General features: G+C 53.1%; 18 protein-coding genes. 7 read left to right on the top strand and 11 right to left on the bottom strand.

The genetic code is table 11. From position 1 onward, the window contains the following. Positions 1 to 108 precede the first annotated feature (108 nt). Both JW953_10465 and JW953_10460 read left to right on the top strand, forming a co-directional pair. On the top strand, positions 109 to 1851 hold the full coding sequence (locus JW953_10465) for a long-chain fatty acid--CoA ligase (protein ID MBN1993116.1): 1743 nt from the start codon (positions 109 to 111) through the stop codon (positions 1849 to 1851). Positions 1852 to 1909: 58 nt separating this feature from the next. Next, positions 1910 to 2320, top strand: a complete 411-nt coding sequence (locus JW953_10460) for a hypothetical protein (protein MBN1993115.1) — start codon at positions 1910 to 1912, stop codon at positions 2318 to 2320. 14 nt (positions 2321 to 2334) lie between these two features. On the opposite strand, the gene JW953_10455 is transcribed toward JW953_10460, so the two are convergent. The 3 genes from JW953_10455 to JW953_10445 all read right to left on the bottom strand — a co-directional run bounded on the left by JW953_10455 (position 2335) and on the right by JW953_10445 (position 7102). Next, complete coding sequence (locus tag JW953_10455) at positions 2335 to 4995, bottom strand: FtsW/RodA/SpoVE family cell cycle protein (protein MBN1993114.1); 2661 nt, start codon at positions 4993 to 4995, stop codon at positions 2335 to 2337. Beyond that, the gene (gene mtnP, locus JW953_10450) at positions 4976 to 5845 is read right to left on the bottom strand and encodes an S-methyl-5'-thioadenosine phosphorylase (GenBank protein MBN1993113.1); all 870 of its coding nucleotides are present in this window, start codon (positions 5843 to 5845) and stop codon (positions 4976 to 4978) included. The genes JW953_10455 and mtnP overlap by 20 nt, the downstream gene beginning before the upstream one ends. A 177-nt stretch (positions 5846 to 6022) precedes the next feature. Then, entirely contained in the window at positions 6023 to 7102 is a 1080-nt protein-coding gene (locus tag JW953_10445; GenBank protein ID MBN1993112.1) for a M20/M25/M40 family metallo-hydrolase, read from the bottom strand. A gap of 121 nt (positions 7103 to 7223) precedes the next feature. On the opposite strand from JW953_10445, the gene JW953_10440 reads away from it, so the two are divergent. From JW953_10440 to mgrA, 4 genes are all read left to right on the top strand, one after another. Continuing rightward, positions 7224 to 7694 carry a VanZ family protein gene (locus tag JW953_10440; protein ID MBN1993111.1) on the top strand — a complete coding sequence of 157 codons (471 nt, stop codon included), beginning with the start codon at positions 7224 to 7226 and terminating at the stop codon, positions 7692 to 7694. Positions 7695 to 7986: 292 nt separating this feature from the next. Further along, complete coding sequence (locus tag JW953_10435) at positions 7987 to 8934, top strand: glycosyltransferase family 2 protein (protein ID MBN1993110.1); 948 nt, start codon at positions 7987 to 7989, stop codon at positions 8932 to 8934. Positions 8935 to 8958: 24 nt separating this feature from the next. Then, positions 8959 to 10272 (top strand): MFS transporter, encoded by a 1314-nt coding sequence (locus JW953_10430; protein ID MBN1993109.1) that lies wholly within the window; start codon positions 8959 to 8961, stop codon positions 10270 to 10272. Between the two features lie 111 nt (positions 10273 to 10383). Then, positions 10384 to 11379: an L-glyceraldehyde 3-phosphate reductase gene (gene mgrA / locus JW953_10425; protein MBN1993108.1), complete on the top strand. Its 996-nt coding sequence runs from the start codon at positions 10384 to 10386 to the stop codon at positions 11377 to 11379. A 70-nt stretch (positions 11380 to 11449) separates the two neighbouring features. On the opposite strand, the gene JW953_10420 is transcribed toward mgrA, so the two are convergent. Next, positions 11450 to 11986 carry a dual specificity protein phosphatase family protein gene (locus tag JW953_10420; protein ID MBN1993107.1) on the bottom strand — a complete coding sequence of 179 codons (537 nt, stop codon included), beginning with the start codon at positions 11984 to 11986 and terminating at the stop codon, positions 11450 to 11452. Between the two features lie 204 nt (positions 11987 to 12190). Here JW953_10420 and JW953_10415 point away from each other — a divergent pair, with 204 nt between their 5' ends. Continuing rightward, on the top strand, positions 12191 to 12586 hold the full coding sequence (locus tag JW953_10415; GenBank protein ID MBN1993106.1) for a response regulator: 396 nt from the start codon (positions 12191 to 12193) through the stop codon (positions 12584 to 12586). A 37-nt stretch (positions 12587 to 12623) separates the two neighbouring features. Here JW953_10415 and JW953_10410 read toward each other — a convergent pair whose 3' ends face one another. From JW953_10410 to JW953_10380, 7 genes are all read right to left on the bottom strand, one after another. Then, positions 12624 to 15137: a response regulator gene (locus JW953_10410; protein MBN1993105.1), complete on the bottom strand. Its 2514-nt coding sequence runs from the start codon at positions 15135 to 15137 to the stop codon at positions 12624 to 12626. After that, positions 15124 to 15855 carry a response regulator gene (locus tag JW953_10405; GenBank protein MBN1993104.1) on the bottom strand — a complete coding sequence of 244 codons (732 nt, stop codon included), beginning with the start codon at positions 15853 to 15855 and terminating at the stop codon, positions 15124 to 15126. Before JW953_10405 ends, JW953_10410 begins: the two co-directional genes overlap by 14 nt. Positions 15856 to 15929: 74 nt before the next feature. After that, on the bottom strand, positions 15930 to 19784 hold the full coding sequence (locus JW953_10400) for a GAF domain-containing protein (GenBank protein MBN1993103.1): 3855 nt from the start codon (positions 19782 to 19784) through the stop codon (positions 15930 to 15932). A gap of 22 nt (positions 19785 to 19806) precedes the next feature. Beyond that, positions 19807 to 22950, bottom strand: a complete 3144-nt coding sequence (locus JW953_10395) for a PAS domain S-box protein (GenBank protein MBN1993102.1) — start codon at positions 22948 to 22950, stop codon at positions 19807 to 19809. 134 nt (positions 22951 to 23084) lie between these two features. Next, a complete protein-coding gene (locus JW953_10390) occupies positions 23085 to 24071 on the bottom strand; it encodes an ABC transporter substrate-binding protein (protein ID MBN1993101.1) in 987 nt (328 codons plus the stop codon). Further along, complete coding sequence (locus JW953_10385; GenBank protein MBN1993100.1) at positions 24061 to 25782, bottom strand: response regulator; 1722 nt, start codon at positions 25780 to 25782, stop codon at positions 24061 to 24063. Before JW953_10385 ends, JW953_10390 begins: the two co-directional genes overlap by 11 nt. A gap of 2 nt (positions 25783 to 25784) precedes the next feature. Further along, on the bottom strand, positions 25785 to 26966 hold a 1182-nt coding region (locus JW953_10380; GenBank protein MBN1993099.1), incomplete at its 5' end, for an ATPase.

The following is a 26966-nucleotide window of genomic DNA, read 5'->3' as shown; positions in this document are numbered from 1 at the left end:
TTTTTTGATTTGTTCATTTGGCGAAGGGGAATTATACTAGCCTTTGTCGTAAATGAAAAGATTATCAGGGTCTGTCCGATATTTTAGGGTAAAGGGAGAAGAAAAAGTATGCAGCCACAAATATCGCATCAACATTACGATCCCGGAGTGCCCATTTCCCTTGATTATCCCCCCTATCCTGTTGACCATTTTTTGCAAAAATCCGCCGAGCATTTTCCCCCCCGCCAAACAGCGTTGATTTTTGGGGGGATGGCCCCCGTTTTGGGCGAAAGACATCACACCATCACCTTTAGCCAATTGAATAAGCTGGTTAATTGTTTTGCGGCCGGGCTGCAAAAATTGGGCTTACAACAAGGCGACCGGGTGGTGATTTATATGCCCAACTGCCCGCAGTTTATCATTGCCTACTACGGCGTTTTGCGGGCCGGGGGAGTGGTTGTGCCCAGTAATCCGTTGTACGTGGCCCGTGAAATTAAGCACCAGTTGACCGACTCCGGCGCCAGATACGCCGTAGTATTGAGCATGCTTTACCCCAACCTAAAATCAATCCGCGCCGACACCGCGCTTGAGCAGGTGATTGTCACCAACATCAAGGAGTACTTGCCCGGCCTGTTAAAAAGGTTGTTTACAATAACCAGAGAAAAACGGGAGGGGCATCGCGTTGATCTTTCGTCCGATCCCCAAACAACCTGGTTTCAAGACGTGCTGGCCTCAGCCCCGGCGCAACCGCACCCCATTAAAACCACGCCTGAAGATGTAGCCGTGTTGATGTATACCGGCGGAACCACAGGCGTGCCCAAAGGCGCTCAACTCACCCACGCCAACCTGGTGGCAAATGCCAGCCAATCGGCCGCCTGGTTGTTAGGCAGCGAACCGAGTAAAGGCGAAGAGGTGATGCTCACGGCCCTGCCCCTGAGCCACGCCTACGCCATGACGGTTTGCATGAATGTGTCTGTGTTCAACGGTTTTGCCCAGGTTCTTATTCCCAACCCGCGCAATTTAAACCATTTGCTTAACGCCATCAATATCCACAAACCAACCATTGTGCCGGGCGTACCGGCCCTTTATACAGTTATCAATAACCATCCTGAAGTGAAGGCCGGCAAGTATAACCTGCGTTCAATCAAAGCCTGTATCAGCGGCGCGGCGGGCCTGCCTGTAGAAGTGCAGCAGGAATTTCAACACATTACCGGCGGCAAACTGGTGGAAGGTTATGGCTTGAGTGAGGCATCGCCGGTGGCCCTGGCCAATCCGCTAAATGGGGGGGGACGCATAGGCAGCATCGGCATCCCCATTCCCGATACCGTGGTAAAAATTGTCAATGCCGAAAATGAAACAGAAATATTGGGGCCTAACCAACCCGGCCTGCTGTTCGTTTGCGGCCCGCAAGTGATGAAGGGTTATTGGGGCATGCCCACCGAAACAGCCAATACGCTGCGCCAACACAACGACGGCCAGGTGTGGCTGCGCACCGGCGATATTGCCGAAATGAGCGAGGATGGCTATTTTCGGTTGGTTGACCGGCAAAAAGACATGATCCTGGCCGCGGGCGGGTTCAACGTTTATCCGCGCGATATAGAAGAGCGTTTTTACGAACACCCCAAAGTGCTGGAAGTAGCCGCCATCGGCGTGCCGGTTGGCGGCACCAACCAACGGGCCAAGGTATTTGTGGTATTAAAACCGGGTGAAACCGCTACCGCCGAGGAATTGATTGAATGGTGCCGCCAGGATTTGGCCAAATACAAAGTGCCCAAATATGTTGAGTTCCGGGATGAATTACCCAAAACCCTGGTGGGAAAAATTCTGCGGCGGAGCTTAATGGAAGAGGAAGCGGCCAAAACAGCCCCCTGATTTGGCCGGGCGTTGTGGTTAAAAAAAATAGATAACAGATACTGACGAGGGATTAAAAATGACAGAAAAAAACCAAACCCAATCACCGGCCAACGAAGCGTGGCAAAACGTAGGCCGGCAATTTCGCTCATTGGGCGAAAGCCTGGCGGCAGCTTTTAAAACTACCTGGGAAAGCGAGGAGACGCGCCAGCATTTAGAAGAAATGCAGACCGGCCTGGAAAAAATGGCCAACGAAATCGGCCAGGCGGTAAAAGAAGCGGCCGAGTCGGAAGAAGGCCAAAAAATTAAAGTGGAAGCGGAAAAAGCCGCGCAATCGGCGCAAGCAGTGGGCCGGGAGACAATGGACGAGATGCGCCCCCATCTGCTTAACGCTTTTCGCAAAATCAGGACGGAATTAGACCAGATCATTACCGGGATGGAGCAAAAAAAAGCATCTCCTGAAACCCCAGAGGTCGAGAGTAACGAGTAACCGTGGCAAAGGCTTTATTGAGTTGATGAGTTGAGGATGGGTTTTAAAGTTTCTTTTGCTATACGAAAGGCGGGGACAGGTTCTGCTTCATCCATTGCCGCTACTACCACCACCGCATAACGAGCCGGTTCATACCCTATTTGCGCCGTAGGGGTTGGCGCAGGTTCTATTTGGGCGGGATCAAGGATAAGTTCTCCCGGTGTTGCAGCCGGAACTTCGGCAGCCTGGGTGGGGGCCAGGCCAACAAACCAACTGAGCGAGGCCTGGCCGGTATCCTCCGGGGTAGCCTGGCCGCTAAAACCGATAATGTGTTCATCAACCTGGGTTAAGAGGGCGCGGACGCGCCGGGCGGTAGCAGGACTAATGGCCCGGATTTTAGCGCGCTCCGGCAGGGAGAGAATGGGATTTGGCAAACGGCCCTCCAGTTCCAGGGCGGCAATGACGCGAGCCAGGTGCAAAGGAGTCACCGCCAAATCTCTCGCCACGCCCTGGTCATCAAAATCAGGCAGCAGGGCCGGCTGGGAAGGCAAGCCGGACAAAGGTTGAGTTAAACCAAGCTGGTGAGCGGTAGCCAGATACCCTTCTTCACCCAGGGGAGCCAACATCTCGGCCAGCGGCTCGGTTTGCGGATTCATTGGCGTGGCGGCCCCGGCCTCGGACAAACCGATGAGGCCAATTAAACGGGCCAGATCCCCCACCGGGAAAAGACCCTGAGTAGCCCGGTTGAGTAAGGGAGCGCGTTCGTCATCACGCAGCACGTTCCATTGCTCATCAAGCCGGTTGGGATCGTAGGTGGGATGGCTGGACATGACCAAGATGGCCCCGGTTTGAAGGTCCAACACCACCACGGCTCCTTCTCGCTCGCCCAGCATCTCGTCGGCCACGAGTTGGGCGGGCAGATTGACGGTCAGCGTCACGTCATCTCCCTGCAAAGGGCGATGCAATAACTCGTTTAACCATAAATCCTGTTCAGGCTGCCCCGCTACACCCCGTAACACCGGATCAAAAATAGCTTCTGTGCCGCCTGCGCCATAACGGATACTGTAAAAGCCGGTGACAGAGGACAGATGAGGATAGGGATAACGCCGCTTGGTCAGGCCATCCTCGCCCACCATTGTTTCGGCCAGAGGGATACCGCCGGCCGCAAGCAATCGTCCCCGGTGGACTTTTTGGGCGGCAATGATCGGGCGGGGGTTGTCGTCGCGGGCAATCAGGAAGGGGGCCACCAAAATCTGCCAAAAAATCAGGCCGCCGGCAATGATCAGAAACCCCACCATCAGGCCCCGGCCCAGGCGATAATGGGGCATAGGGGGGGAAAGAGGACGGGCAGGGGACAGATATGAAGGGGATGAGGAATGGTCTGCCACAACCAACAAAATACCAATCATCACAAAGCTGGTCACCAGGCTGCTGCCGCCGTAACTGACAAAGGGCAGCGTGACGCCGGTTAAGGGCAACAGTTTGAGCGTGCCGGCCGTAATGATGAGGATTTGCAGGCCAAACATCACGCCAATGCCGCCGGCCAACAACTGCTCAAAGCCGCTCTTGGCCCGCAAGGCGATACGGAAGGCCCGGCTGACCAACACGGCAAAACAAACCAACACCCCCACAGCGCCCCAGAGGCCGTATTCTTCGCCAATGGCGGCAAAAACAAAATCGGTATGCACCACGGGGATGGCGGTGGGCAAACCCTGCCCCAGTCCCTGGCCCAGGAATCCGCCGCTGGCAAAAGCCAGCAGAGATTGGACAATTTGGAAAGAACGCCCCCCCGGGTCCAACCAGGGATTCAAAAAAGCGTCCACCCGCAGCCGAACCACGTCAAACAAATAGTAGCCCATAACGCCGGCTGCCAGCAACAGCCCCACGCCGGTCCAAATGTAGCGTTTCTCCTCGCCGGTGGCCAGGTAGAGCATGCCCAAAAACGTGCCAAAAAAGAGCAGCGCCGCGCCCAGATCGCGCTGCCAAATCAATAAGACGATGCTAAAACCCCACATCAGCAGCATTGGCCCAAAATAAGAAAGGTGCGGCACCGCCACCCGGCCAATATAGGCTTTAACCTCAATCAACTGGCGGCGGCGGTCGGCCAGGTAGGCGGCCAAAAAAACGATGAGCAGCAGCTTGAGCGGTTCCGAAGGCTGAAAATAAATGTTGCCGATTTGCAGCCAAAGCCGCGCCCCATAACCGCTAGGATTAACGCCAAACCCAAGTGTAGCCGCCAGCAACAACAGCCCGCCCATAAGCCAGGTATATTTGTAACGGCGCAGCCAGTTGAGATTTTTGGGAACAAGGGTAACCACCAGCAACAAGGTAGTGGCAATAATTAGCCAAAATTGCTGGCGGATCACAAAGGCGGGTGGAGCCAGGCGGGTGGTCAGCACCAGGCCAAAACCGCTCAAGAAAAAAACCAGGGGCAACAAAATGGGGTCGGCCTGACCACCGGCCATGGCCCAGCGTTTGCCCAAAAAATATGCGGTTGCACTGCCGCAAACGATCAGAACCAGCAGCGGCAAAAATATGGCCGGGGTTACCTGATTGTTTACCAAGCCAAGTTGGAACAAGGCCAGGCCGGTGAAAAGATAAGCCAGCCCTAAAAGACTGCCAAGCACCGACCACCGGCCATTGTTAGAAAAGCGAAGCACGATCCCGGCGGCTGCTTTAGCTGTAATATTTGCCAATAAACAATTCCAACTTCTGCCAGGTATCGTCCGGCACAGCGGCCCGTTTGCGCTGGCTGATGATGGCGGTTTCCAGGGCGTGATGGCTGGGATAATCCGGCTCGTGGGCCAGTTTGGCCACCACGTTGCGGATGGCCTGTTTGGCCACTTCAACATTGGCCAGCAGATTGGCAATAATGGCGTCAACGGTAACGGCCTCTTCGGTTTCGTGCCACACGTCGTAATCGGTTACGTGGGCCATTGAGGCGTAGGCAATTTCGGCCTCGCGGGCCAGAAACGCTTCGGGCACGGTGGTCATGCCAATAATGTCGCAGCCCCACTGCCGGTAGATATTGCTTTCGCCCTTGGTGCTAAAACGCGGCCCTTCGATGATGATAAATACGCCGCCGTTATGCACCGTGGCCCCGGTTTCGTTGACCGCCTCATACAACAGCTCGCATAACCCCGGTTCAAACGGTTCAGCTACGCTGGGGTGGACCACCACGTCTCGCTTGTAGAAGGTCAAATCGCGGGAGCGGGTATGGTCAAATATCTGGTCGGGAATGACAATGTGGCGCGGGGCAAACTCTGCGCGCAGGCTGCCGCAGGCATTGGAACTGATCAGGTATTTGACGCCCAAACTCTTGAAGGCCCAAATATTGGCCTGGTTATTGACCGCCGAGGGGCTGATGACGTGCCCCCGGCCGTGACGCGGCAAAAATGCCACCCGCCGGTTGTTCAGCGTGCCAATAATGAAATTGTCCGACGGGTCGCCAAAAGGGGTGGTTATAGCCACTTCTTCAATATCCGTCATATCTTCCATCTGGTAGAGGCCGCTACCGCCAATAACGCCAATTTTTACGTTGCTCATGCTGGTTTTCTCTCCTGTTTTTTAATTTGGGTGTGTTTCACTTGAGCCAGAAAGGGGGGAGAAGTTGGGGGGACACCCCCCAACCCCCCCGGCCTGCGGCGCTTTTTTCGACTCATTTGAAATACACCTTTTTAATTTTGTTACCGATTATTCAACTTTATCCCATTTTGCCGGCGGTCACAATGCAGCCAAACTCTCCGCAAAGGCTTCGTCGAGGCCGGCAATAAAATGAGCCGCCAGCCGGGCGATACGCTCAACGTCTTTGGGCTGGACCACCTCAACGGGGGAATGCATATAGCGGCTGGGCACGGCCACCAGCATGGTGGGCACGCCCTCGCGGCTGATCTCCACAGCGTAGGCGTCGGTGCCCAGGCCCGTGGTCATTACTTCGGTTTGATATTTCAATTCCAACTCCCGGCAAACTTCCAGCAGGCGTTGCCGCACCACCGGATGGTTGCTTGGCCCCAGGCCCAGCACCGGCCCTTCGTTCAACTTTATCTCATTTTCTTCCACATCGGCAAAGGTAACGTCAATCACCAGGGCCACGTCGGGCCGGATGGCGTAAGCCTGGGTGGTCGCGCCCACGTAACGCCCCCACTCTTCGTCGGCCGTAGCCACGGCGTACACGTCCCATTGGTGCTGCAATTTATTCAGTTCTCGCAGGCAAAGCAACATGGCCGCCACCGAGGAACGGTTGTCCATGGCTTTGCCGCTGATAAGGCTGTTCAACAGTTCAACCGGGGGATTGACAAAAGAAACCAGATCGCCCACCTGCGCCAACTTTTTTACTTGATCCGGCGGCAGGCCCACGTCAATGTGCATATCGGCGTGGTCAACGGTATCAGCAGGCCGGTTAGCGGGCAGCAAATGCGGCGGAACCGCGCCGATGACGCCCGGCAAATCGCGCCGGCCATGCACCAGCACGGCCTGGCCCATCAACACCCGGTCGTCCAGACTGCCCACCTGGGTAAAGCGCAAAAAGCCCCGGTCCACTTGCGTAACCATGGCCCCAATTTCGTCCAGGTGAGCGGCCAACATGATTTTGCGCCGTGGTTGTCCGTTGGGCGGATTTTGCCGACCCGTTTTAAGGCCCACAACGCTCCCTATCCGGTCCTGCTCAACCCGATCAACCAGGGGGGCCATTTCGGCGGCAATCACCGGGTGGATGGCATTTGGCCCGGCATAGCCGGTGACGCCAACGGCTCGGGACAGGCGTTTGATGAGGGCAACGGTTGGATGGTTAGATTCTTTGGTCATGGAGAGTTACTTTCCGGCGCATAAATACAGTAGCCAACGCAGCCCAAATATACCACAAACAGAGAGTTTTACCAAGTAAAAAATACTCAATCGGAATACTTTAAGCTATAATTACGGCACAATGAACTTGCCTCCAAATTTGCCCCCGCGATGGGGCTGGTGGCTGTTGGCAATAGCCAGCATGGCCTGGCTGCTGTGGATGACCCTGCACCCCGATAACAGCCTGAATCAAGTCAACCTCATCCCCCTGGCCGAACATGGCCGCGCGCTCGCGTGCCTGCTCGCCGGCAGTTGCGCCCGGCGACACGCCTTTTGGTTTTTGCTGATTGACGTGATTGGCAATATCATGGTGTTTGTGCCGTTGGGCGTTGGGCTGGCCGGGATACTTTACCGCTCCAACCCGTGGCCAACCATTCGCCGGGTGGCCCTGCTTGGTTTTCTCTTTAGCCTGGCCATTGAATTGAGCCAGTTGGCCATCCCCAGCCGGGCCACCGATGTAGACGACCTGATTTTTAATACGCTGGGCGCCACCCTGGGGACGTTGGGCCTGGTAGCGCTCAAGGGCCAACAAGCAGTGAAAAACGAGCAGTAGCGACCAATGACCAACGACGAACGACCAATGACCAACTTCTTTACTAAAAACAGAATGAGGCCGATACTTTTGTTGAGTGACAAGCTGAATGTCATTTCGAGGCCGTAGGCCGAGAAATCTCCTTCTAAAGGTACGGTTTCGAGGAGATTTCTCCCGTAAGCGTAGCGGCGTCGAAATGACCTATCCACCCTTGTTACTGAAGGTAACGGTTTCAAACTAATCTCAGTATTGGTCCTTCGTCGTTCGACACCAGCTAAGCGTTATGCACAATTATTAGGGAGACCGATAAACTATGGCCAATGTTCGTTACTCTGTGGTAGTACCCTGTTATAACGAGGAACAAAGTTTGCCCGAACTCTACCGGCGGCTGAAAGAGGTAATGGACCAAACCGGCGAAACCTGGGAACTGGTACTGGTTAACGACGGCAGCGCCGACCGCACCGGCGAATTAATGCGCCAACTGCACGCCGCCGATAACCGGGTGCATTACCTGGATTTTGCCCGCAACTTTGGCCACCAAATTGCCGTGACCGCGGGCATGGATTACGCCCAGGGAGAGGCCGTGATTTTGATTGACGCCGACCTGCAAGACCCGCCGGAACTGATCTTGGAAATGGTCAAAAAGTGGCAGGAAGGCTACCAGGTAGTTTACGCCGTGCGCAGCGCCCGCAAGGGCGAAAGCTGGTTCAAGCTGGTTACGGCCAAGTTGTTCTATCGCCTCATCTACCGCATCACAGACGTGGACATTCCCCTGGATACCGGCGATTTCCGGCTGATGGACCGCAAAGTGGTTGAGGCCATGAAACAGATGAAAGAACGGCATCGTTTTGTGCGGGGCATGACCAGTTGGGTGGGCTTTAAACAAATCGGGGTGCACTACGTGCGCCAAGAGCGTTTTGCCGGGGAAACCAAATACCCCTTGCGCAAAATGCTCACCTTTGCCCTAAACGCCATTACCGGCTTTAGCTACCTGCCCCTGCAACTGGCCACCTACCTGGGGTTTACCATTGCCGGGTTGAGCGCGGCGGGCGTGATTGTGGTCGCCATTGCCCGGCTGTCGGGCAACCAGGCCTTTTTTGGCCAGGCCACCACCCTGATCATGGTGCTGTTTTTGGGCGGCGTGCAGTTGATCTCTTTGGGCATCATCGGCGAGTATTTGGGCCGCATTTACGACGAGGTCAAGGGCCGGCCCATGTACGTGGTGAATGAAGCCGTAGGATTTGACCACTTAGAACAATAATCCAATAGAAAAAGGAACCCCACCTTGACCACCAAACCATTGGCCTTAACCGACCACTCCCTGATTGTCACCTTAAAAAACTTACGCGGCAACGTGCGCGGCTGCGTTTACACCGAACCGTTGTGGGGGATTCCCTACAACCTGTACGCGCCGTACGCCTCGGTGTATATGCTGGCCTTTGGCCTGGCCGACAGCCAGATTGGCCTGATTGCCAGCATTGGCCTATTCTGCCAGATATTTTGGGCCATGATGGGCGGCCCGATCACGGATAAACTGGGCCGCAAACGCACCACCCTTGTGTTTGACCTGATTGGCTGGAGCGTGCCTTGCCTCATCTGGGCCGTGGCCCAAAACTTTACCTATTTTTTGGTGGCCGCCATCATCAACAGCGTTTGGCGGATCACGTCAAACTCGTGGCAGTGCCTGATGGTAGAGGATACCGATCCCCGGCTGCTGGTTGACGTTTATTCCTGGGTTTACATAGCCGGGCTGATGGCCGCCTTTGTCTCCCCCTTTACCGGGCTGCTCATTGAGCAATTTAGCCTGATCCCCACCATGCGCGGCCTGTACCTGCTGGCTTTTGTGATGATGACGGCCAAGTTTGTCATCATGAACGCTCTGGTCACCGAAACCCAACAAGGCCAGGCGCGCATGCAAGCCACCCGGGGCCGGCCCGTGTTTGCCGTGCTGCGCGAGTATCCGGCCGTGATCAAACAAATCTGGCGCGCCCCGGCCACCCTGTTTACGGCCGGGCTGATGATCATTTTGGGCATTGGCATGCTGATCAATAACACCTTCTGGGCCATTTTGGTGACGGAAAAATTGCAGATCGCGCCCCAATACCTGGCTCTATACCCCTTTGCCAAATCCGTAACCATGTTGATGTTTTTCTTTCTGATCATGCCCCGGCTGCGCGGGCTGGACGTGCACCGGCCGATGATCGTTGGTTTTACGGGCCTGGCCCTCAGCCAGCTTCTCTTGATCAACATCCCCGTGCAACATTATTGGCTGCTGCTGGTGGCCACCGTTTTAGAGGGGTGCAGTATCCCCCTGGCCAGCACGCTGTTAGACAAGCTGCTTATTGTGACGGTAGACCCCTCGGAACGGGCCAGGATTATGGCCCTGTTGTACGTAACCGTGATTGTGTTCACCACTCCCTTTGGTTGGATTGCCGGGCAAATGTCGGAGGCCAATCGCAACTTGCCCTTTGCGCTCAATATTGTCCTGCTCAGCCTGGCCGGGCTGCTCGCTTACCTGGCCGGGCGACTGGCCAAACGCCAGGTTGAACAGCCTACTCCCCTGGAATTTGACATCCCGGCCGGGCAGGATTATAAATGACCGGGCCATTTTTAACCTGACGAAGGACGAATGACGAACGACCAACTTGGGTCATTGGTCGTTGGTCCTTCATCAAAATTAACCGATAATTTTAGCCAACAGGAGGATACAATGCTGTATTTAGCGGCAAACAATCGTTACGACTCAATGCGCTACAATCGCTGCGGCCAGAGTGGGCTGCTGCTGCCGGCTGTTTCATTGGGTCTGTGGTACAACTTTGGCGGGGTGGACCCGTTGGAAAACTGCCGGGCCATGCTGCGCCGGGCTTTTGATTTGGGCATTACCCATTTTGACCTGGCCAACAACTACGGCCCCCCGCCCGGCTCCGCCGAAAAAACCTTTGGCCAGATTTTTAAAGACGATTTTGTCCCTTACCGGGACGAACTCATCATCTCCAACAAAGCCGGTTATTACATGTGGCCCGGCCCCTACGGCGAATGGGGATCGCGCAAGTATCTAATCGCCAGTTGCGATCAAAGCCTGAAACGCACCGGCCTGGATTATTTTGACATCTTCTACAGCCATCGCCCCGATCCCAATACCCCCCTGGCAGAAACCATGGGCGCGCTTGATTATATTGTGCGCAGTGGCCGGGCGCTGTACGCGGGCATCTCCACTTACAATCCCGCTCAAACCCGGGAGGCGGCCAAAATACTGCGGCAATTGGGCACGCCCTGCCTCATTCACCAACCTCGCTACAATATGTTTGACCGCTGGATTGAGGACGGCCTGCTTGAAGTGCTGGCCGAAGAAGGCATTGGCTGCATCTGTTTTTCGCCGTTAGACCAGGGCATTTTAACCGACAAATACCTGGGCGGTATCCCCGACGATTCACGCGCCGAAAAATTAGACGGCAACTTCAACTGGGGAGATAGAGTGACCGAAAGTAGAATAGCCAAAGTGCAAAAGCTCAATGAAATTGCCCAGGCTCGCGGCCAAACCATGGCTCAACTGGCCGTTGCCTGGGTGCTGCGCCGGCCGCAAATGACCTCGGCCCTGGTGGGGGCCAGCCGGGCCAGTCAAATTGAAGACAGCGTGGCCGCGCTGAAAAATCTTGAGTTTGCCCCTGAAGAGCTACAGGCCATCGAAAAGATTCTGGCAGAATAAAGCCAATATTTCATCAGGGCGACCGGTCGGTCGCCCTGATCTCCATTCTGTAGGCCGTATCACCCCCAAACTATATTATCTGTTTAGCCAGCCAGGCCTCCAGCACCCGGCGGTGTTTGGATTCCAATTTGGTGAGGGGCCGTTTTAACCGCATCAGGGCTTTGGCCGCGGCAAAGCTCAAACCCTCTTCCCGCATCAGGTAGGCCGCCACCAGCGTGGCCGAGCGGCCCCGCCCTTTGGCGCAATGGACCAGCACCACGCGGCCATCGTTAACCTGGGTTTTGATCCAATCAACGGCCCGGGTAATGGTCATTTCATCGGGCACGGTAACATCCGGCACCCGGTATTGCACGTAGGTGATGCCGTGCCGGTCATAAAAAGTGGTTTCATCCTCCCGCTCGGCGCGAATGTTGACCACGGCGGTAATTTTTTGAGCCAAAATAACGGCATAATCACGAGGATAAGTGGGCGCGCCGCCCAACCATAGTTGGGGCGTAACTTCTGAAAACCAGAGATGGCCCAAAATTCTTTCGTAGGTAAAGCGAATGGCCGGGTAAAATTTATCAAAGCCCCGGTGAAACAGGCCCAGTTGGTGAGGGGACGGCATGAGAAAGGCTCCTAAAATAGATTTCAGGCATCATAACCCTGAACAGTATTTTTGTCCATTGGGCGTGTTTTTCCTTCTGACCAAAATTTTTGACGATAGAGACAGGATGTCTACCCAATGGCCTAAAAATGGAAACACAACCGTTACTATAGCGGTATTGACGGGGAGAAGAATAAGGGGGTATAATCAGGAAAAGAGGTAAAAATGCCAACCGAGAGTCTAGATCCCTCCAAATACGTGATCCTGATTGTAGACGACGAGGCCATAGCCCGAGACATTTTTGAAGGATACCTGGCGGCTGAAGGGTATCACCTTGTTTCGGTGAACAGCGGCTGGCAGGCCCTAAAGTATCTTGAGCAGAATCAAGTGGACCTTGTTTTGCTAGATGTGATGATGCCCCACATGGATGGCTTTGAAGTGTGCACGCGCCTCAAAAGCAATGCGCGTTGGCGGCAGATCCCTGTAATTCTGACCACAGCTTTTTGGAATCAGGAACAAATGGACCGCGGTGTGGCCGCCGGCGCCGAGAGCTTTTTGCCCAAGCCCGTTAACGGCAATGTTTTGCGAACGCAAATTCGCTTACTATTACAGCCCCAATAACTCCTCAGCCAAAATTGCCTATTGCGGTATGTCATTCCTAAGCGTCCAGCACCTCGCGCACTTTAAGCGATAGGGCCACCGGGGAAAAAGGTTTTTGCAAAAAAGTTGCGCCTGCATCTAAAATGCCGTATTGGGCAATCGCCTCATCCACATACCCCGACATATAGAGCACTTTGATCTCCGGGTGGATAGCACGCAAGTGTTGGGCCACGTCGTGCCCGTTCAAACCGCCGGGCATAACCACATCCGTCAGGAGCAGATGAATAGTCTGGTTGGCCTGTTCACAAACTTTGAGCGCTTCCCGGCCATTACGAGCTTCCAAGATCTGGTAGCCATCTTGCCGCAGGGCCTGACGCGCCAACTCCCGCACCATGTCGTCGTCTTCAACCAGCAAAATGGTTTCTGTCCCTTTTTGAGATTGGGCCAGGGCTTGATCCGAATCAGTAACCTCGGCAGCCTGGCGCAGGCGGGGCAGATAAATTTGAAACGTGGTCCCCTGTCCCACTCGACTGGTCACGGAAATGTAGCCCTGGTTTTGTTGGACAATGCCATAGACAGTGGCTAAACCCAGACCCGTGCCTTTATCTTTTTCTTTGGTGGTAAAAAAAGGCTCAAAAATATGAGAGCGCGTTTCTTCATCCATCCCAATGCCCGTGTCGCTAATGGTCAGCATAATGTACATGCCCGGTTTCAGGCCAATATGCCGGCCGGCGTACTCTTTATCCACTTTCAACTGGCTTGTTTCTATGGTTAATTTTCCCCCCTGGGGCATCGCGTCGGCGGCGTTGACCACCAGATTCATGATAATCTGCTCCACTTGCCCGGCGTCTGCTTTGACGCGACCTGATGACGGGTCGAGATGGGTGATCAACTCAATATCTTCACTCACCAGCCGCCGGAGCATTTTGTTTAAATCGGTGATGACCACATTGAGGTCCAGCACCACCGGCTGAATCACCTGCTGGCGACTGAAGGCCAGCAGTTGGCGGATCAAGGTTGAGGCCCGTTCACCGGCCTTGTGAATTTGTTCAACATCTCTGTATTGGGGGTCATTTTTATCCAGATGGCGATTCAGGAGCAACTCACTATAGCCGGTAATCACGGTGAGCAAATTGTTAAAGTCGTGGGCCAGGCCCCCGGCCAACCGGCCAATGGCCTCCATTTTTTGCGACTGGCGGAGTTGATCTTCTAACTGCCGGCCCTGTTCATCCAACCGCACCCGCAGCAGCGCCCCGGTCACTTGCTCGGCCACCCGCCGGGCCAGGCTGATTTCTTCATGGGAAAAGGAGCGTGGTTTTAGGGTGTTGATATTCAGGCTGCCAACCATTTCTTGGTCCACAATAAGAGGCAGAACCAGCAAGGAGGCCGTATGATATTGCTGAAATAGATCACGGAATGAAGCCAGCCGGGGATCATTTTTAACGTCCTCCACCACCAGGGGAGTTTTGCCGGTTAAAAAATCTTGAACAAGAGACGGGTTTTTAATAGGAATACTTTTGTTCAATAAGGCGATGGGTTGATCTTTGGCTTGATAACCGGCCACAATAGTCACCACAGAATGGTCCTGGTTTAACAAGATGGCCGTAGCTTGAGGAACATCAAAGGCCAAAGCCAATTCCCGGCAAACCGTGTCCAGAATAGTGGCCGTATCAGAACTGGTGGCGGTAGCGGCAATAACCCGGTTGAGCAGGTCCAGTTCGCGGTTGCGGCGGTAAATTTCTTCTTCGGCCTGTTTTCGCTCGCTAATATCCTGGACCATGCCTTCGCAAAACAAAACTTCTCCTTGCGCATTTTGGATAACCCGGCCATTGAGATTAATGGTAATGTGTTTGCCATTTTTCTTTTGCCAGACTAATTCGAAACTTTTTATCATCTTTCTGGCCTGGATCTGGTCAAGGACAGATTGAAATTGATCCGCATGCACATAAACCTCTTTTTCCAGGTTCAGGGCAAGCACTTCTGCTTTAGAGCCATAGCCCAACATTTGCACCAACGCCGGGTTGGCGTCAATAAACCCCTCTCCGGGTTTGTAACGGAAAATTCCCTCCAGGGCATTTTCAAAAATTGAGCGGTAACGTTCTTCGCTGGCTTGCAAAGCCACAAACGCTTGTTGGTTTTTTTGTTCTAACTCAATCTTCTCAAAACAACGGTTCAGGGTGGCGGTTAATTCCTCGGGAAATATGGGTTTGCGCAAATAATCATAAGCCCCATATTGTAAGGCTCTTACGGCGTTTTCAACGTTGGCGTAGGCCGTCATGATAATGCACAGCAGGGGGGGATATTTTTGTTTGAGTATGGTTAACAGATCAAGCCCGCTGGCCTGGCCCAGCCTAATATCGAGCAAGGCCACATCAGGAACAAAGGCTTTAGCTTCTAACAACGCATCATTGCTATTATTGGCAATTTTAGTCAGATAGTCTTCTGCTTCCAAAAGATCGTGCAATGAGTCGGCAAAATCAATATCGTCGTCTACAATCAGCACGCGGCGCTGCCCAGGCAGGCCAAGTTTCTGTTCAACAAGACCAAGGGGGGAAGATTTAGTTTTTTTCATCTGTAATACTTCTGATAGCTTGTAATAAATCTTTGGGATCAAAGGGTTTGATAAAACAACCGGAAACCGACATTGTTTTTAGTTTATCAATATTGGCGGCTTCTTCAACGGCATAACCGGTAATAATGATGGTGGGTAAAACGCGATTATGTTTCTTTAGGGTCAGGTAGACTTCCAAACCGCTCAGAACGGGCAGCTTTAGGTCAAGAATCAAAAGGTCAATATTATTGGCCAATATTCTATCTACCGCTTCCTGGCCGGTGTGAGCCACCACCACCAGATAGCCGGATGCTGCTAAAAATTCTTCCAGGCTGTCAATAAAATCTTGATCGTCGTCGGCCAGAAGAATGATGCCGTTTGGCTTTACTTTTTCCAGTAAAGCCAACAATTTGGAGATCTCAAGTGGTTTATGCAACACGCCCATCGCGCCGTTTTTAATAGCCTGGCTTAAGAGTTGTTCCACACTGTAGCCGGTCATCATCACCACTTTGGCTTGGGGATTGATCCGGCGAATTTCAAAAAAGCTCTCCAGGCCATTCATGCCGGGGAGCCTGACATCCATAAAGGTAAGGTCGTAGTTTTGCCGACGAAATTTTTCGATGGCGGTTTCGCCGTCAAAAGCCAGGTCAACTTGATACCCTTCTTCTGCCAGAATATCGGCCAGGCTTTCGGCAAAATCCTGGTTGTCGTCAACAATAAAAATTCTTAATGGTTTCATTTAATCTTGATCTCTTGTCTGTTCAAGTAAAGTATTTGGGTGTGTTTCTTGTCCAAAAAGCAAGGATGCAACTGCTAAGGCGCCAAGGGAAGCCATAAAATTATTTGGGTGCCCTGGCCAACGTGACTGATAATCTCAATTTCACCGTGATGCTGCTTCATGATTTCTTTTACCACCGGCAAGCCTAACCCCACCCCAAACCCCTTGGTGCTGTAAAGGGGTTCAAAAATATGAGGGATTATCTCCGGCGCAATGCCGGGGCCACTATCTGAGATTGATATTTTTAAACGTTGACCGACCACGGCTGCTTGGATACCCAAAATCAGCGGCGTTTTGTTGTTTTTTTGTTTGGTATATTCTAGCATTGCTTGGCAGGCATTGTCAAAGAGATTGATAATCACGCGCCGGAAACGTTGAGGATCTAACCATATTTTTGTGCCGGCGTTCAACTCGCGGACAAGCGTAATACCCGCCGGGAATTCTTGTTCGTCCAGAAATTGGTTCAGCCAATCATCAAAACAAACCTGTTGTAAATCCAGTTCACCTATCCGGGTATAATCAAGAAGTTCAATAATAATATTGTCACAACGGGTGATGTTGCGCTCGATACGATCCAGGGCTTGTTCAACGCCAAGTCCTTTGTCACGTGTTTTTCGATCAAGGGCAAAGGCTGAAGCACGAATGGTAGCCAGAGGGTTGCGAATTTCGTGGCTGACGGTGGCGGTCAATTTACCCAGGGTAGCCAACCGTTCCTGGCGGAGTAGTTCGGCTTGCGCGGCTTTTAAGTCTGCGTTTAATTTAGCCAGTTCTTGCGCCCTTTCTGCTTCTGCTTGTCGAAGTTCATGTTCTATCTGATAGAGTTGGGCATTGGTTAGCGCCACAGCTATTTGGTTGGCCAGGGAACGCAGCAAATTGGCGTCTTCCTCGCTCAATCCGCTTAACTTGTCCGATTGCACATCCAGCACCCCCACCACCCGTTTCTCCTTGACAATAGGTACGGCCATTTCAGAAAGGGTTTGGGGCAAGAGGGGATTGGACAACCAGGTGGGGTCCTCTTGTACATTTTCTGAAATAACAATCTGTCCCTCGCGTACGGCCCGGGCTACCAAACTGGTAGATGCAGCCAACGGGATGTGATGTCCCTGGCGTTTCATTGCTTCGCCTGCCCGGCCGTAACCCTCGGCCAAAACCAGCGCATCCTGGCCTTCGTTGAGCAAGTAGATGTGGACGTGGTAATAATTAAATGTCTCTTTGGTTAAGGTGACAATCTGGCGCAACAGGTCGTTTAACTGCAAAATCCCGGTCAATTGCTGGCTGATAACATTGACGGTGTTCAAGGCGACGGCCTTTTCAGCCTTTAGCTGATTGGTTCTTGCCCTTAACTGTAACCGATAGATGAATAGAACGAGGCCAAACCCGGCCAGGACGCTGATGGTATAAAACCACCACGTTTGCCACCAGGGCGGGGTAATGGTGATTTTAATGGCCTTGCCTTCCTCATTCCAAACCCCATCATTATTGGAGGCTTTGACCCGGAAAGTATACGCGCCGGGGTTCAGGCTGGTGTATGTCGCAAAGCGCCGGGTGCTATCCACATAATTCCAATCCTGATCAAAACCTTCCAGTTTGTAGGCATACTGGTTTTTCTTGGGCGCGCGATAATTCAAGGCGGCAAATTCAAAGGAGAAGACGGATTGCTGATATGATAGCGTGATTTCGTCAGTCTCATTGACAACCTGTTGCAGGGGCGAGTCTTCTTCCCCAATCGGCACCGGGTGGTTGAATATCTGGAAACCGGTCAACACTACCGGCGGAACGTAGGGGTTATCGCGCAGTTGATCGGGGTAGAAAGCGTTCAGCCCATTCATCCCGCCAAAGTAGAGTTTGCCGTCAGCGTCTCGGTAGGCCGCACGCGGAATAAAATCATTACTTTGCAAGCCATCACTCTTGTCATAATTCTTGAATGTTTCACTGCGCGGGTCAAAGCGGGCAAGGCCGCTGCCCTGCATGCCCACCCACAGATTCCCTTGCGCATCGCCAACAACACTGGCGAGCGCTTTGCTCGCCAGGCCCTGCTGTTCGGTGTAGTGGGTAAAGATTTCTGTTTGAGGGTCGAACTTCTCCAGTCCTTTGGGGGTGGCCAGCCACAGCACCCCGGCTGAATCTAGATAAATATGTGATACATTATCATCAATCAAGCTATTGAGGTCGTCGGGGTCGTGAAGATAATGGGTAAATGTTTCCGTCTCAGGATCAAACTTGTTCAAGCCTCCCGAAATGGTCCCGATCCACAACTGGCCCGCCGGGTCTTCGGCAAAGGCCAGAACGTTGTTGTCAGAGATGCTGTGGGGGTTTTCAGGGTCGGCTTGATAATGGCGAAAACTATCTGTGGCCGGATCGTATCGGTCCAGTCCTTTGCCAATGGTGCCCACCCACAGACGCCCGCTCCGGTCGGCATACAGCCCGGCAACCCAATTCTCGCTCAGGCTGGCGGGATTGGCGGGATCATGGATATACTGTGTGAATTTTCCGCTCGTTTGGTCATACCGATTGAGGCCTTTCATGGTGCCAATCCAGAGGTCGCCTGTAGCATCCTCAGTCATTGCGAAGACCGAATCGTTGCTCAAACTATGGAGGTCTGCCGGGTCGTGGCGATAATGCTCAAAGTAGCCCGTGACCGGATCGAACTTATTCAGCCCGCCGCCTACAGAAGCAACCCACAATGTGCCCGAATGATCCCGAAGAATTGACCAGATGGCGCCCGGGCTTAGGCTAGTGGGATCATCAGGGTTATGTTGATACAACTCAAACTTGGCCGCAGCCCGGTCCAGCCGGTTGACCCCGTCACTCAAGGTGGCAATCCAGAGAGCGCCGGACCGGTCGGCGTAAATGGTCGAGACCCAATCCCCATGAAAGCCATACGGGGCGTTGGAATTGTAGGGGACCTGCCTAAACGTTTTTGTTTGCGGGTCAAAGATGTTCAACCCACCCCCTGCGGTGCCGATCCACATCTCTCCGGAAGCGTCTAAATATAGCTCGGAGATATCATCACTGCTCAAACTCTGCGGATCGGCCGGGTTGTGGTGATAATGGGTAAATTGTCCGGTCGCCGGATCAAAGTAGTCCAGTCCAGCCTTTGTGCCAATCCAAAGGCTGCCGGTAGCTTCGACAGCTATAGCCTCGACGTTATCATAAATCAGGCTGTTGGGATTCTGCGGGTCATTTTGATAGGGGGTGAATTGCCCGCTGGCCGGGTCAAACTTGTTCACCCCACCTCCAAACGTGCCCAGCCAGAGCTGTCCAGAGGCATCTTCGACCATCGTTTTCACTATATCAGAACTCAAACTGTGAGGGTCATTAGGATCGTGTTGATAGTGAAAGAATTGTTCGCTGGCTGGATCAAACCTATTTAAGCCGCCCTCGGTTCCAAGCCAGAGGCGCCCGCTTTTATCTTCCAAAATAACATTAACTCGATTGTGGCTCAAGCTGGAGGGATCATCAGGGTTGTGCAAATAGCGGGTAAACTGTTCGGTGGTTCGGTCAAAAACATTCAAGCCGCCGTTCCAGGTCCCCACCCATAACACGCCCTGGCGGTCTACATAGAGCCGGCCAAAACTTTCTGTACTGATGCTGTGCGGATCGTTCGGGTCGTTACGAAAGGTTGTGAAGGTATAGCCATTATAGCGAGAAAGCCCATTGCTGGTGGCAAACCACATAAAGCCTTGTTGATCTTGCACAATGCTCCGCACAGTGAGCGATGGCAATCCCTCCTCCGGGGTGAGATACTCGAAGCGGAAGTTTTTTACGCTGGTAGGTTCTGGCGGCGTATCGCCGCCTTGAGCGTAAAGCGGCATGGGAGCAGCCAGGGGCAACCAAAGCATAAGCCCGGTTAATAAGGGGAGTAACAAGATTTTACTTTTGCGTTTCATGCTCAATATCTCCTAAAATTCACTAAGGTAATGGCAGCCATATCACCACCTGTGTTCCTCTCCCCATTTCACTATTGAGCTCAATCTTGCCCCCGTGTTGTTTAACAATGCCCTGAACCACCGGCAGCCCCAAACCCACGCCAAAACCCTTGGTGCTGTACAGCGGCTCAAAAATGTGCGGCATCATTTCTGGCGGGATGCCGGGACCGGTATCTATTATGGATAATTTGATCTGTTCGGCCACCACCTCCGTTTGGACACGCACTATTTTTTCCAATTGATTTGGTTTCGACTCTTCCTGAAGGGCCTGACAGGCATTATCAACCAGGTTAACAATAACCCGCCGAAAGCGTTCCGGGTCAAGCCACACCTCCACACCGGCGGCCAGGTTAACCGAAAGCGTAATGTCCGCGGGAATGATTTGTTCGGCAAGCATCTGATTGAGCCAATCATCAAAAAAGACAAGCCGCGAATCCAGTTCGCCCAGCCGGGTATAATCAAGCAGTTCAGTAATAATATTGTCACAACGGCTGACATTACGCTCGATGCGGTCCAGGGCGCGTTCAACGCCAAGTCCTCTGTCGCGGGTTTGTCGATCAAGGCTAAAGGCCGAAGCGCGAATGGTGGCCAGGGGATTGCGAATTTCATGGCTGACAGTGGCCGTCAATTTCCCCAGCGTAGCCAAACGTTCCTGGCGGAGTAATTCGGCTTGAGTCGCTTGTAAGTCCGCATTTAACCTGGCCAATTCCTCCGCCCTTTCTGCTTCTGCCTGCCGCAGGGCCTGTTCTGTTTGATAGAGTTGGGCATTGGTCAGCGCCACCGCAATCTGGTTGGCCAGGGAGCGCAGCAAATCTTTATCCGCTTCATCCAGACCGGCCACCTGGTTGGATTGCACATCTAGCACCCCGATGACTTTCTCTTCCGCGATAATAGGCACAGCCATCTCAGAATGGGTGTCGGGCAGCAAAGGGTTGGGCAGCCAATCCGGGGCCTGGCGCACATCGTTAACCAGCACAATTTCACGCCGTCGGGCGGCCCCAGCCACCAGACTGGTTGGCGCATCCAGGGGAATTTGATGCCCCTGCTGTTTCATTTTGGCGCCGGCTGCTCCGTAACCTTCGGCCATGATCAATGTTTTGCCTTCTGCGGGCAGTAAATAGATGTGCACGTGGTAATAGCCAAACGTTTCTTTGGTCATAGCGACCACCTGGCGCAGCAGCGTGGGCAGGTCCAGGATGCTGGTTAACTGTTGGCTGATTTCGGCCACGGTTTCAATTTGCCGGGTTCGCCTGGCGACCCGCTGTTCGAGTTCGGCGTTAAGTGTGCGAATCTCTTCCTCGGCCCGCACCCGCTCGGTGATGTCGCGGATCGCGGTTGCCCTGACCACTTTCCCATGGAAAGGAATGGTTTTGGCCCGGATTTCTATGGGAAACGTAGAGCCATCTTTTTTAAGGGCTACCGCTTCATAAGGTTTTTCGTGTCCTTCTTGAATATGTTTTAGCACAAATTCATGATATTCTGGCGCTATGGTTTTTACAAGGGAATCCGTCATCCCTATAAGCTCAGAGTGTTCATAGCCATGCATCTGCGAAAACTGCCTGTTCACGTCCAAAATTTCGCCCCTATCATGAATAATAATCCCTTCAAAGGAAACCTCATCGGCGAATATACGAAATCTATCCTCGCTCTCCCGTAAAGCCTCCTCTGCCTGCTTGCGTTCGGTGATATCTTCCATAATTGATGCCCACCGGTATACTTCACCTGCCTCGTTTCGAACCGGAAAACTTCGGCTCGATACCCAACGCACGCTGCCATCCAGGTGGATGATGCGGTGTTCTGTGTCAAAGGGTACACTCCCGGATCGTTGCTCAATCGCCTTGAGCACACCCTCCCTATCGTCAGGGTGAATGGCATCTCTCATAATGTCCGGATTCTCATAAAAGTCCTCGCAGGTTCGCCCGGTTAATTCCTCAAAGGCGGGATTCACGTAGAGCACCTGACGGGTTTGGGCATCGCGCAACCAGACGATTTCCCGCAGTGATGAGGCGATTTGCCGAAGTCTTTCTTCGCTCTCCCGTAAGGCTTGTTCCGCCTGCTTGCGCTCAACGATTTGCTGTTCCAGGTCATTGATGAGGCGTCGCAATTTCCCGGTCATATTATTAAAAGCACCGGCTAAAATGCCCAACTCGTCCGGCCGGGTGATCTCCACTTGCTGCGACAAATCACCGGCGCTGATAGCCTCGACTGTAGCGGCCATAGCCTGAATAGGCCGGATGATTTGGCGCACAATCAGAAAGCCCAGGATGCCGGATATCAAAAACACTGCCATAATCAGAATAATGGTGATAAAAACAGTATTGATGGCCAGGGCCAAAGCGTCAAGCACCGTTTGTTCGGCAACAATGTTGAATTCCTGCTCACCAAAACGAGTCGGAACCACCGCCAGAACGGCGCTTGAGCCGGTAAAACCAGGTTGAATGCCATCCTGGGCAGGCGCGGCAAAGGTGGTGCCGCGCAACACCACCGAAGGGTTACGGTGAGCCACAACTTTGTCCTGGGCATCCACAATGTAGACGCTTTGGCCCGGATCAACGCGTATCTCCGCAATTAAATCCCAGATTTTTTTGATCCGAACCTTGGCAACAAGAACCCCCTCTACCAGGCCGGTGCGCACGTTAAGCAAGGGCACGGCAATGGTCATCAATGGCTCGCCGGTAACTTCATCAAAGCGGACAGGACTGTAGTAAACCTCGTTCGTGGTTTGGGGAATGATAAACTCGTTGGCTTGAGAGTAATGGCCCGGAGTGGTAGAAGAAAGGCCCAGGCGAGAAAGATGAATTTGCTCTTGTCCCTGCCTATCAAGCAAGACCAGTTCTTCATAAACATCTTGCGACATAAGCAAAGTTAAGAGGTTGTGTTGCCCGTTCTGATTTAACCCCGGCCACATTTGCGCTTTGCTCACCAGGCGTAATTCGTTTTCCAACTCATCAAAGAAGGCTGTTACCTCGGTGGCCACCCGCCACGACACCTCGCGCTGCAAGTTAAGCGCCAGCTGCTTTTGGGTGATGAAACTTTGCCAGGCCAAAATAACCCCCACCAGCAACAAAGGACCAATGGCCAAACCGGTGAAGGCTACGGTCAAACGTGTCCGAATACTGCGGCGCATTCCATCTCCTTTTCCAGGCAACCCTGCCCCCTGATTTTAAACCAGCCTAACTTTGGGCCTTTTATGTTCATGGTGCGCTTTGTGATAAAAAACCCTTTTGATTCCAGCTTGTCCGGGATAGAGTTTTTATAATTTTAGCGAATGATGGTGTCTGCCTGAAGCAAGATTTCGTCCGGTATATTCAGGCCGATAGCTTTGGCTACTCTTAAATTAATCATCAAGTGAAACTCGGCCGTTTCTACCGGCAAATCGGCCGGTTTGATGCCCCGCAAGATTTGGTCGGCCAGGCGGGCTGCTTGCTTTCCAGAAACACTTTGCTTGGCGCCAAAAACCGTCAAGGTGTTATTATCCTGCGCAGCATCAATGCTGGCGCCCGAAGTAGGCAATTGAAGCTCAATCGCCGCCTGCATAAGATCAAACGTGTGAGTACCAACCAGAGTGTCGGGAAGGAGAAAAATGGCATCGGCTTCCGGGGGGATATTTTCAATGGCAGCCGAAACTTCCTCAGGGTTGCGGACCTCGGGCGTGATGAGATCAACGCCAAGTTGGGCGGCGGCTATACGTACTGTTTTCAGCGCCGATACAGGCGCCGGATCATCGGGATTATAAGGCACATAGATTTGTTCAATGCCGGGCGCTATGCGTATTAACCATTCCAAACGTCGCCCCTCTTGAGCGCCAAAGGTGATGCCGGTGATATTCCCGCCGGGCTGCCTGAGACTATCCACCAGGCCGGCCCCCACGGGATCAACCAGGGACGTAAAGACCACGGGTATATTAGTATTGGCTGTGGCTTGCTGTACCGCCTGGGTAGCAGCGGTGGTGGTGGACAGAATCAAATTGACATCTGCTGCCACCATTTCTGGCAACACCGCATTAAGCTCATCCATTGTGATGTTTTCCTCACCAATATAGGTGACATTTTCACCTTCAATGTAGCCTAACTCAAGCATACCTTCCTTGAAACCTTCCACTGTGTCGTCTAAAGCCGGCAGGATATTAACCACACCAATGGTGAAGGTTTGACCTGGTGTTGCGCCGCCACAGGCCGGCAGCAGCAGGCTAACGACCAATAAACTAAAAAGTATGGGTAAATGTTTAAAATATTGGCTATGCTTCATTTTTTTCATCCTCTGCCGGGCACAAACGCGAGGATGCAAGCAAAGGCAGCCACACAATCATTTGAGTGCCCCGGCCAACTTCACTATTCACCTCAATTTCGCCTTCGTGCTGTTTGACAATATCGTTGACAATGGGCAGCCCCAAGCCCACGCCAAAACCTTTGGTGCTGTAGAGCGGCTCAAAGATACGCGGCCTCACCTCCGGCGGGATACCGGCGCCGTTATCTATAATTGATAGTTTAATTTTTTTGTCTTCTACCGCCGATTGAATCCGCACAATTGCCTCTGGTCGCTCCGGGCTTGATTCTGCGGGCATGGCCTGGCAGGCATTGTCAACCAGGTTGACAATCACCCGCCGGAAACGTTCCAGGTCAAGTAACACGTCCACGTTGGCGGCCAGGTCAACCGCAAGGGTGATGTCTGCGGGAATGATTTGTTCGGCGAGCACTTGCTTTAGCCAAGCATCAAAACAAACGGTTTGTAGGTTTAGCTCCGGGCTACGGGTGTAATCAAGCAGTTCGGCGATAATATTATCGCAGCGGGTAACGTTGCGTTGAATACGATCCAGGGCAAGTTCAACGCCAAAACCTTTATCGCGCATTTTACGATCAAGGGCAAAGGCTGAAGCGCGGATAGTGCTCAAGGGGTTGCGAATTTCATGGCTAACAACAGTGGTTAACTTGCCCAATGCGGCCAGCCGGGCCTGGCGAACCAATTCCGCCTGCGCTTTTTCCAATTCGCGCGTTCGCTCTTTAACCAGTTCCTCCAACCGCTCCCGATACTGTTTTAGTTCTTCCTGGGTTTGCTTGTAATCGGTAATATCTTCGCAGGTGCCCAGCACGCCAATTACCGCGCCGTCGGCATTGCGCAACTGAACCTTACTGGTGCGCAGCCATCCTGTGGAGCCGTCGGGCCGGGTTTGCGGCTCTTCAAAATTTAGCTTGGCTTGACCCGACTCAATCACCTGGCGATCGTCGGCCCGATACCGTTCGGCTTCTTCCGGCGGGAAAAAATCAAAGTCGTTTTTGCCAATAATTTCGTCCGGCGAACTCAGACCTTGAGCTTCGGCCCCAAGCTGGTTACAGCCCAGAAAGTTAAGCGCTTTGTCTTTCCAGAAAACGCGAGCCGGGAAGTGGTCTAAAATGAGTTGTAACATCTGCTGAGATTCTTTCAGCGCCTCCTCGATTTGTTTGCGTTCGGCAACCTCGCAGGCCAATTCATCATTGGTCTGTTGTAACTGCCGGTTAAGCTGCCTGGCTTCTTTAAACGCTATGGTCAGCTCTTGGGTTTGCTCTTGCACTTTTTGCTCCAGGCGCCGGGTCAATTGGCGCAGCCGCAGGTGGGCGCTAATTCTGGCTAAAACTTCCTGGTTTTGGATGGGTTTGGTGATGTAATCTACCGCCCCTGCCTCAAACCCCCTAATCTTGTCGGCGGTGTTAGATAGGGCGGTCAAAAAAATAATGGGGATATCCTTGAGTGTTGGCTCTGCTTTTAAGCGGCGGCAGGTTTCAAAGCCATCCAGGCCCGGCATCATCACATCAAGCAGGATAAGATCAGGTTGGCTACGCCGGGCCACATCCAGCCCCCTTTCCCCGGAACGGGCGGCCAGGGGTTTAAAGCCCGCCCCTTGCAGATAGCTTACCAGCGCCTTTAAAGTGGGCGCGTCGTCGTCAATGATCAGGATGGTATGGTCTGCGTGATTCAACGCCATATTTACGTGTCCTTTGGCATGTATTGTTTGATGAAGGTGATGATCTGTTCATCTTCCATATCGGCGGCCAGTTGTTGTAACCGCTGCGCAAATGGTCCCCAGCTTGTTTCGCGTTCGGCAAGCCGGACGGCAAGCTTTTCTAGGCCCACCAGATCGCCTGTTAAGGCCAGTTTTAATAGGCTCGCCAGTTCCTCTTGCGGGGGCGCAACCAGTTCGCCGCGGAGCATGGCCGCTTCTTCGGTGAGGGGAGCTTCCCTCGACCGGAAAATCAGGTTTAGCTCAAACCAAAAGGTGCTGCCCTGGCCTATTTTGCTTTCAACCTGTATCTGGCCGCCCATGGCGCCAATTATCCTCTGGCTGATGGCCAACCCCAGGCCGGTTCCCTCAGCGCGATGCTGCATGTCGCTGACCTGTTCAAAAGGCTGGAAGATATTTTCCAGTTGTTTCGGCGCTATGCCAATGCCGGTATCGGTAATGTCAAAACGAATCCTGGCCTGGGCCTCCTGGTCTTTGGCGGCTGTGGCCCGCTCAAGGGCCTGCACGCGGAAAGTAACCTGGCCGGAATCGGTAAATTTTACGGCATTACCGAGCAAATTGAGCAGAACCTGGCGCAGTTGTTTTTCATCGGCTTTAACCACGTTGGGCAGGGGGGGCTGGGCCTGGTAAACAAACAAAATATCTTTTTCCTCCGCCCGCATCCGCACAATGCCGGCCACGCCTTCCAGAAAGTTTGTGAATTGAAAGTTGGTGGGCTGAAGTTCTATTTTACCCGCTTCAATTTTGGCCAAGTCTAAAATATCGTTGATCAGGGTCAACAGATGTTGGCCGCTTTGTTGAATGATATTCAAACCTTCTTTTTGCCGCCGGTTCAGGTTTGGGTCTTGCTTGATAATTTGGGCGTAACCCAAAATACCGTTGAGCGGGGTGCGTAGTTCATGGCTCATATTCGCCAGAAATTGACTCTTGGCCTGGCTGGCTACCTCAGCCGCCCGTTGGGCTTCCAAGGCCCGTTCTTTGGCAATCTCTAAATCCCGTGTTCTTTCATTGACCAACATCTGAAGCTGCTGCCTTTGGGCGTTGATGGTTCTGATCCGGACGGTGAAGAATCCCAGCACAAGGGCCAATACGCCCAGCCCCACCAGGCTTCTAAACCACCACGTTTGCCAAAACGGCGGCACCACCGT

It is taken from the genome of Anaerolineae bacterium (assembly GCA_016931895.1).
Lineage (GTDB): Bacteria > Chloroflexota > Anaerolineae > 4572-78 > J111 > JAFGNV01.
The sequence above is the reverse complement of the archived record's forward strand: the minus strand, read 5'-3'. Positions and strand labels throughout refer to the sequence as shown.

Bases quoted from the DNA above. Each gene is read 5' to 3' on its own strand.
- JW953_10390 (MBN1993101.1), bottom strand. From the start codon at position 24,071: ATGAAGCATAGCCAATATTTTAAACATTTACCCATACTTTTTAGTTTA.
- mgrA (MBN1993108.1), top strand. From the start codon at position 10,384: ATGCTGTATTTAGCGGCAAACAATCGTTACGACTCAATGCGCTACAAT.
- JW953_10465 (MBN1993116.1), top strand. From the start codon at position 109: ATGCAGCCACAAATATCGCATCAACATTACGATCCCGGAGTGCCCATT.
- JW953_10405 (MBN1993104.1), bottom strand. From the start codon at position 15,855: ATGAAACCATTAAGAATTTTTATTGTTGACGACAACCAGGATTTTGCC.
- JW953_10415 (MBN1993106.1), top strand. From the start codon at position 12,191: ATGCCAACCGAGAGTCTAGATCCCTCCAAATACGTGATCCTGATTGTA.
- JW953_10460 (MBN1993115.1), top strand. From the start codon at position 1,910: ATGACAGAAAAAAACCAAACCCAATCACCGGCCAACGAAGCGTGGCAA.
- JW953_10440 (MBN1993111.1), top strand. From the start codon at position 7,224: ATGAACTTGCCTCCAAATTTGCCCCCGCGATGGGGCTGGTGGCTGTTG.
- JW953_10420 (MBN1993107.1), bottom strand. From the start codon at position 11,986: ATGCCGTCCCCTCACCAACTGGGCCTGTTTCACCGGGGCTTTGATAAA.
- JW953_10385 (MBN1993100.1), bottom strand. From the start codon at position 25,782: ATGGCGTTGAATCACGCAGACCATACCATCCTGATCATTGACGACGAC.
- JW953_10410 (MBN1993105.1), bottom strand. From the start codon at position 15,137: ATGAAAAAAACTAAATCTTCCCCCCTTGGTCTTGTTGAACAGAAACTT.
- JW953_10435 (MBN1993110.1), top strand. From the start codon at position 7,987: ATGGCCAATGTTCGTTACTCTGTGGTAGTACCCTGTTATAACGAGGAA.
- JW953_10400 (MBN1993103.1), bottom strand. From the start codon at position 19,784: ATGAAACGCAAAAGTAAAATCTTGTTACTCCCCTTATTAACCGGGCTT.
- JW953_10445 (MBN1993112.1), bottom strand. From the start codon at position 7,102: ATGACCAAAGAATCTAACCATCCAACCGTTGCCCTCATCAAACGCCTG.
- JW953_10395 (MBN1993102.1), bottom strand. From the start codon at position 22,950: ATGCGCCGCAGTATTCGGACACGTTTGACCGTAGCCTTCACCGGTTTG.
- mtnP (MBN1993113.1), bottom strand. From the start codon at position 5,845: ATGAGCAACGTAAAAATTGGCGTTATTGGCGGTAGCGGCCTCTACCAG.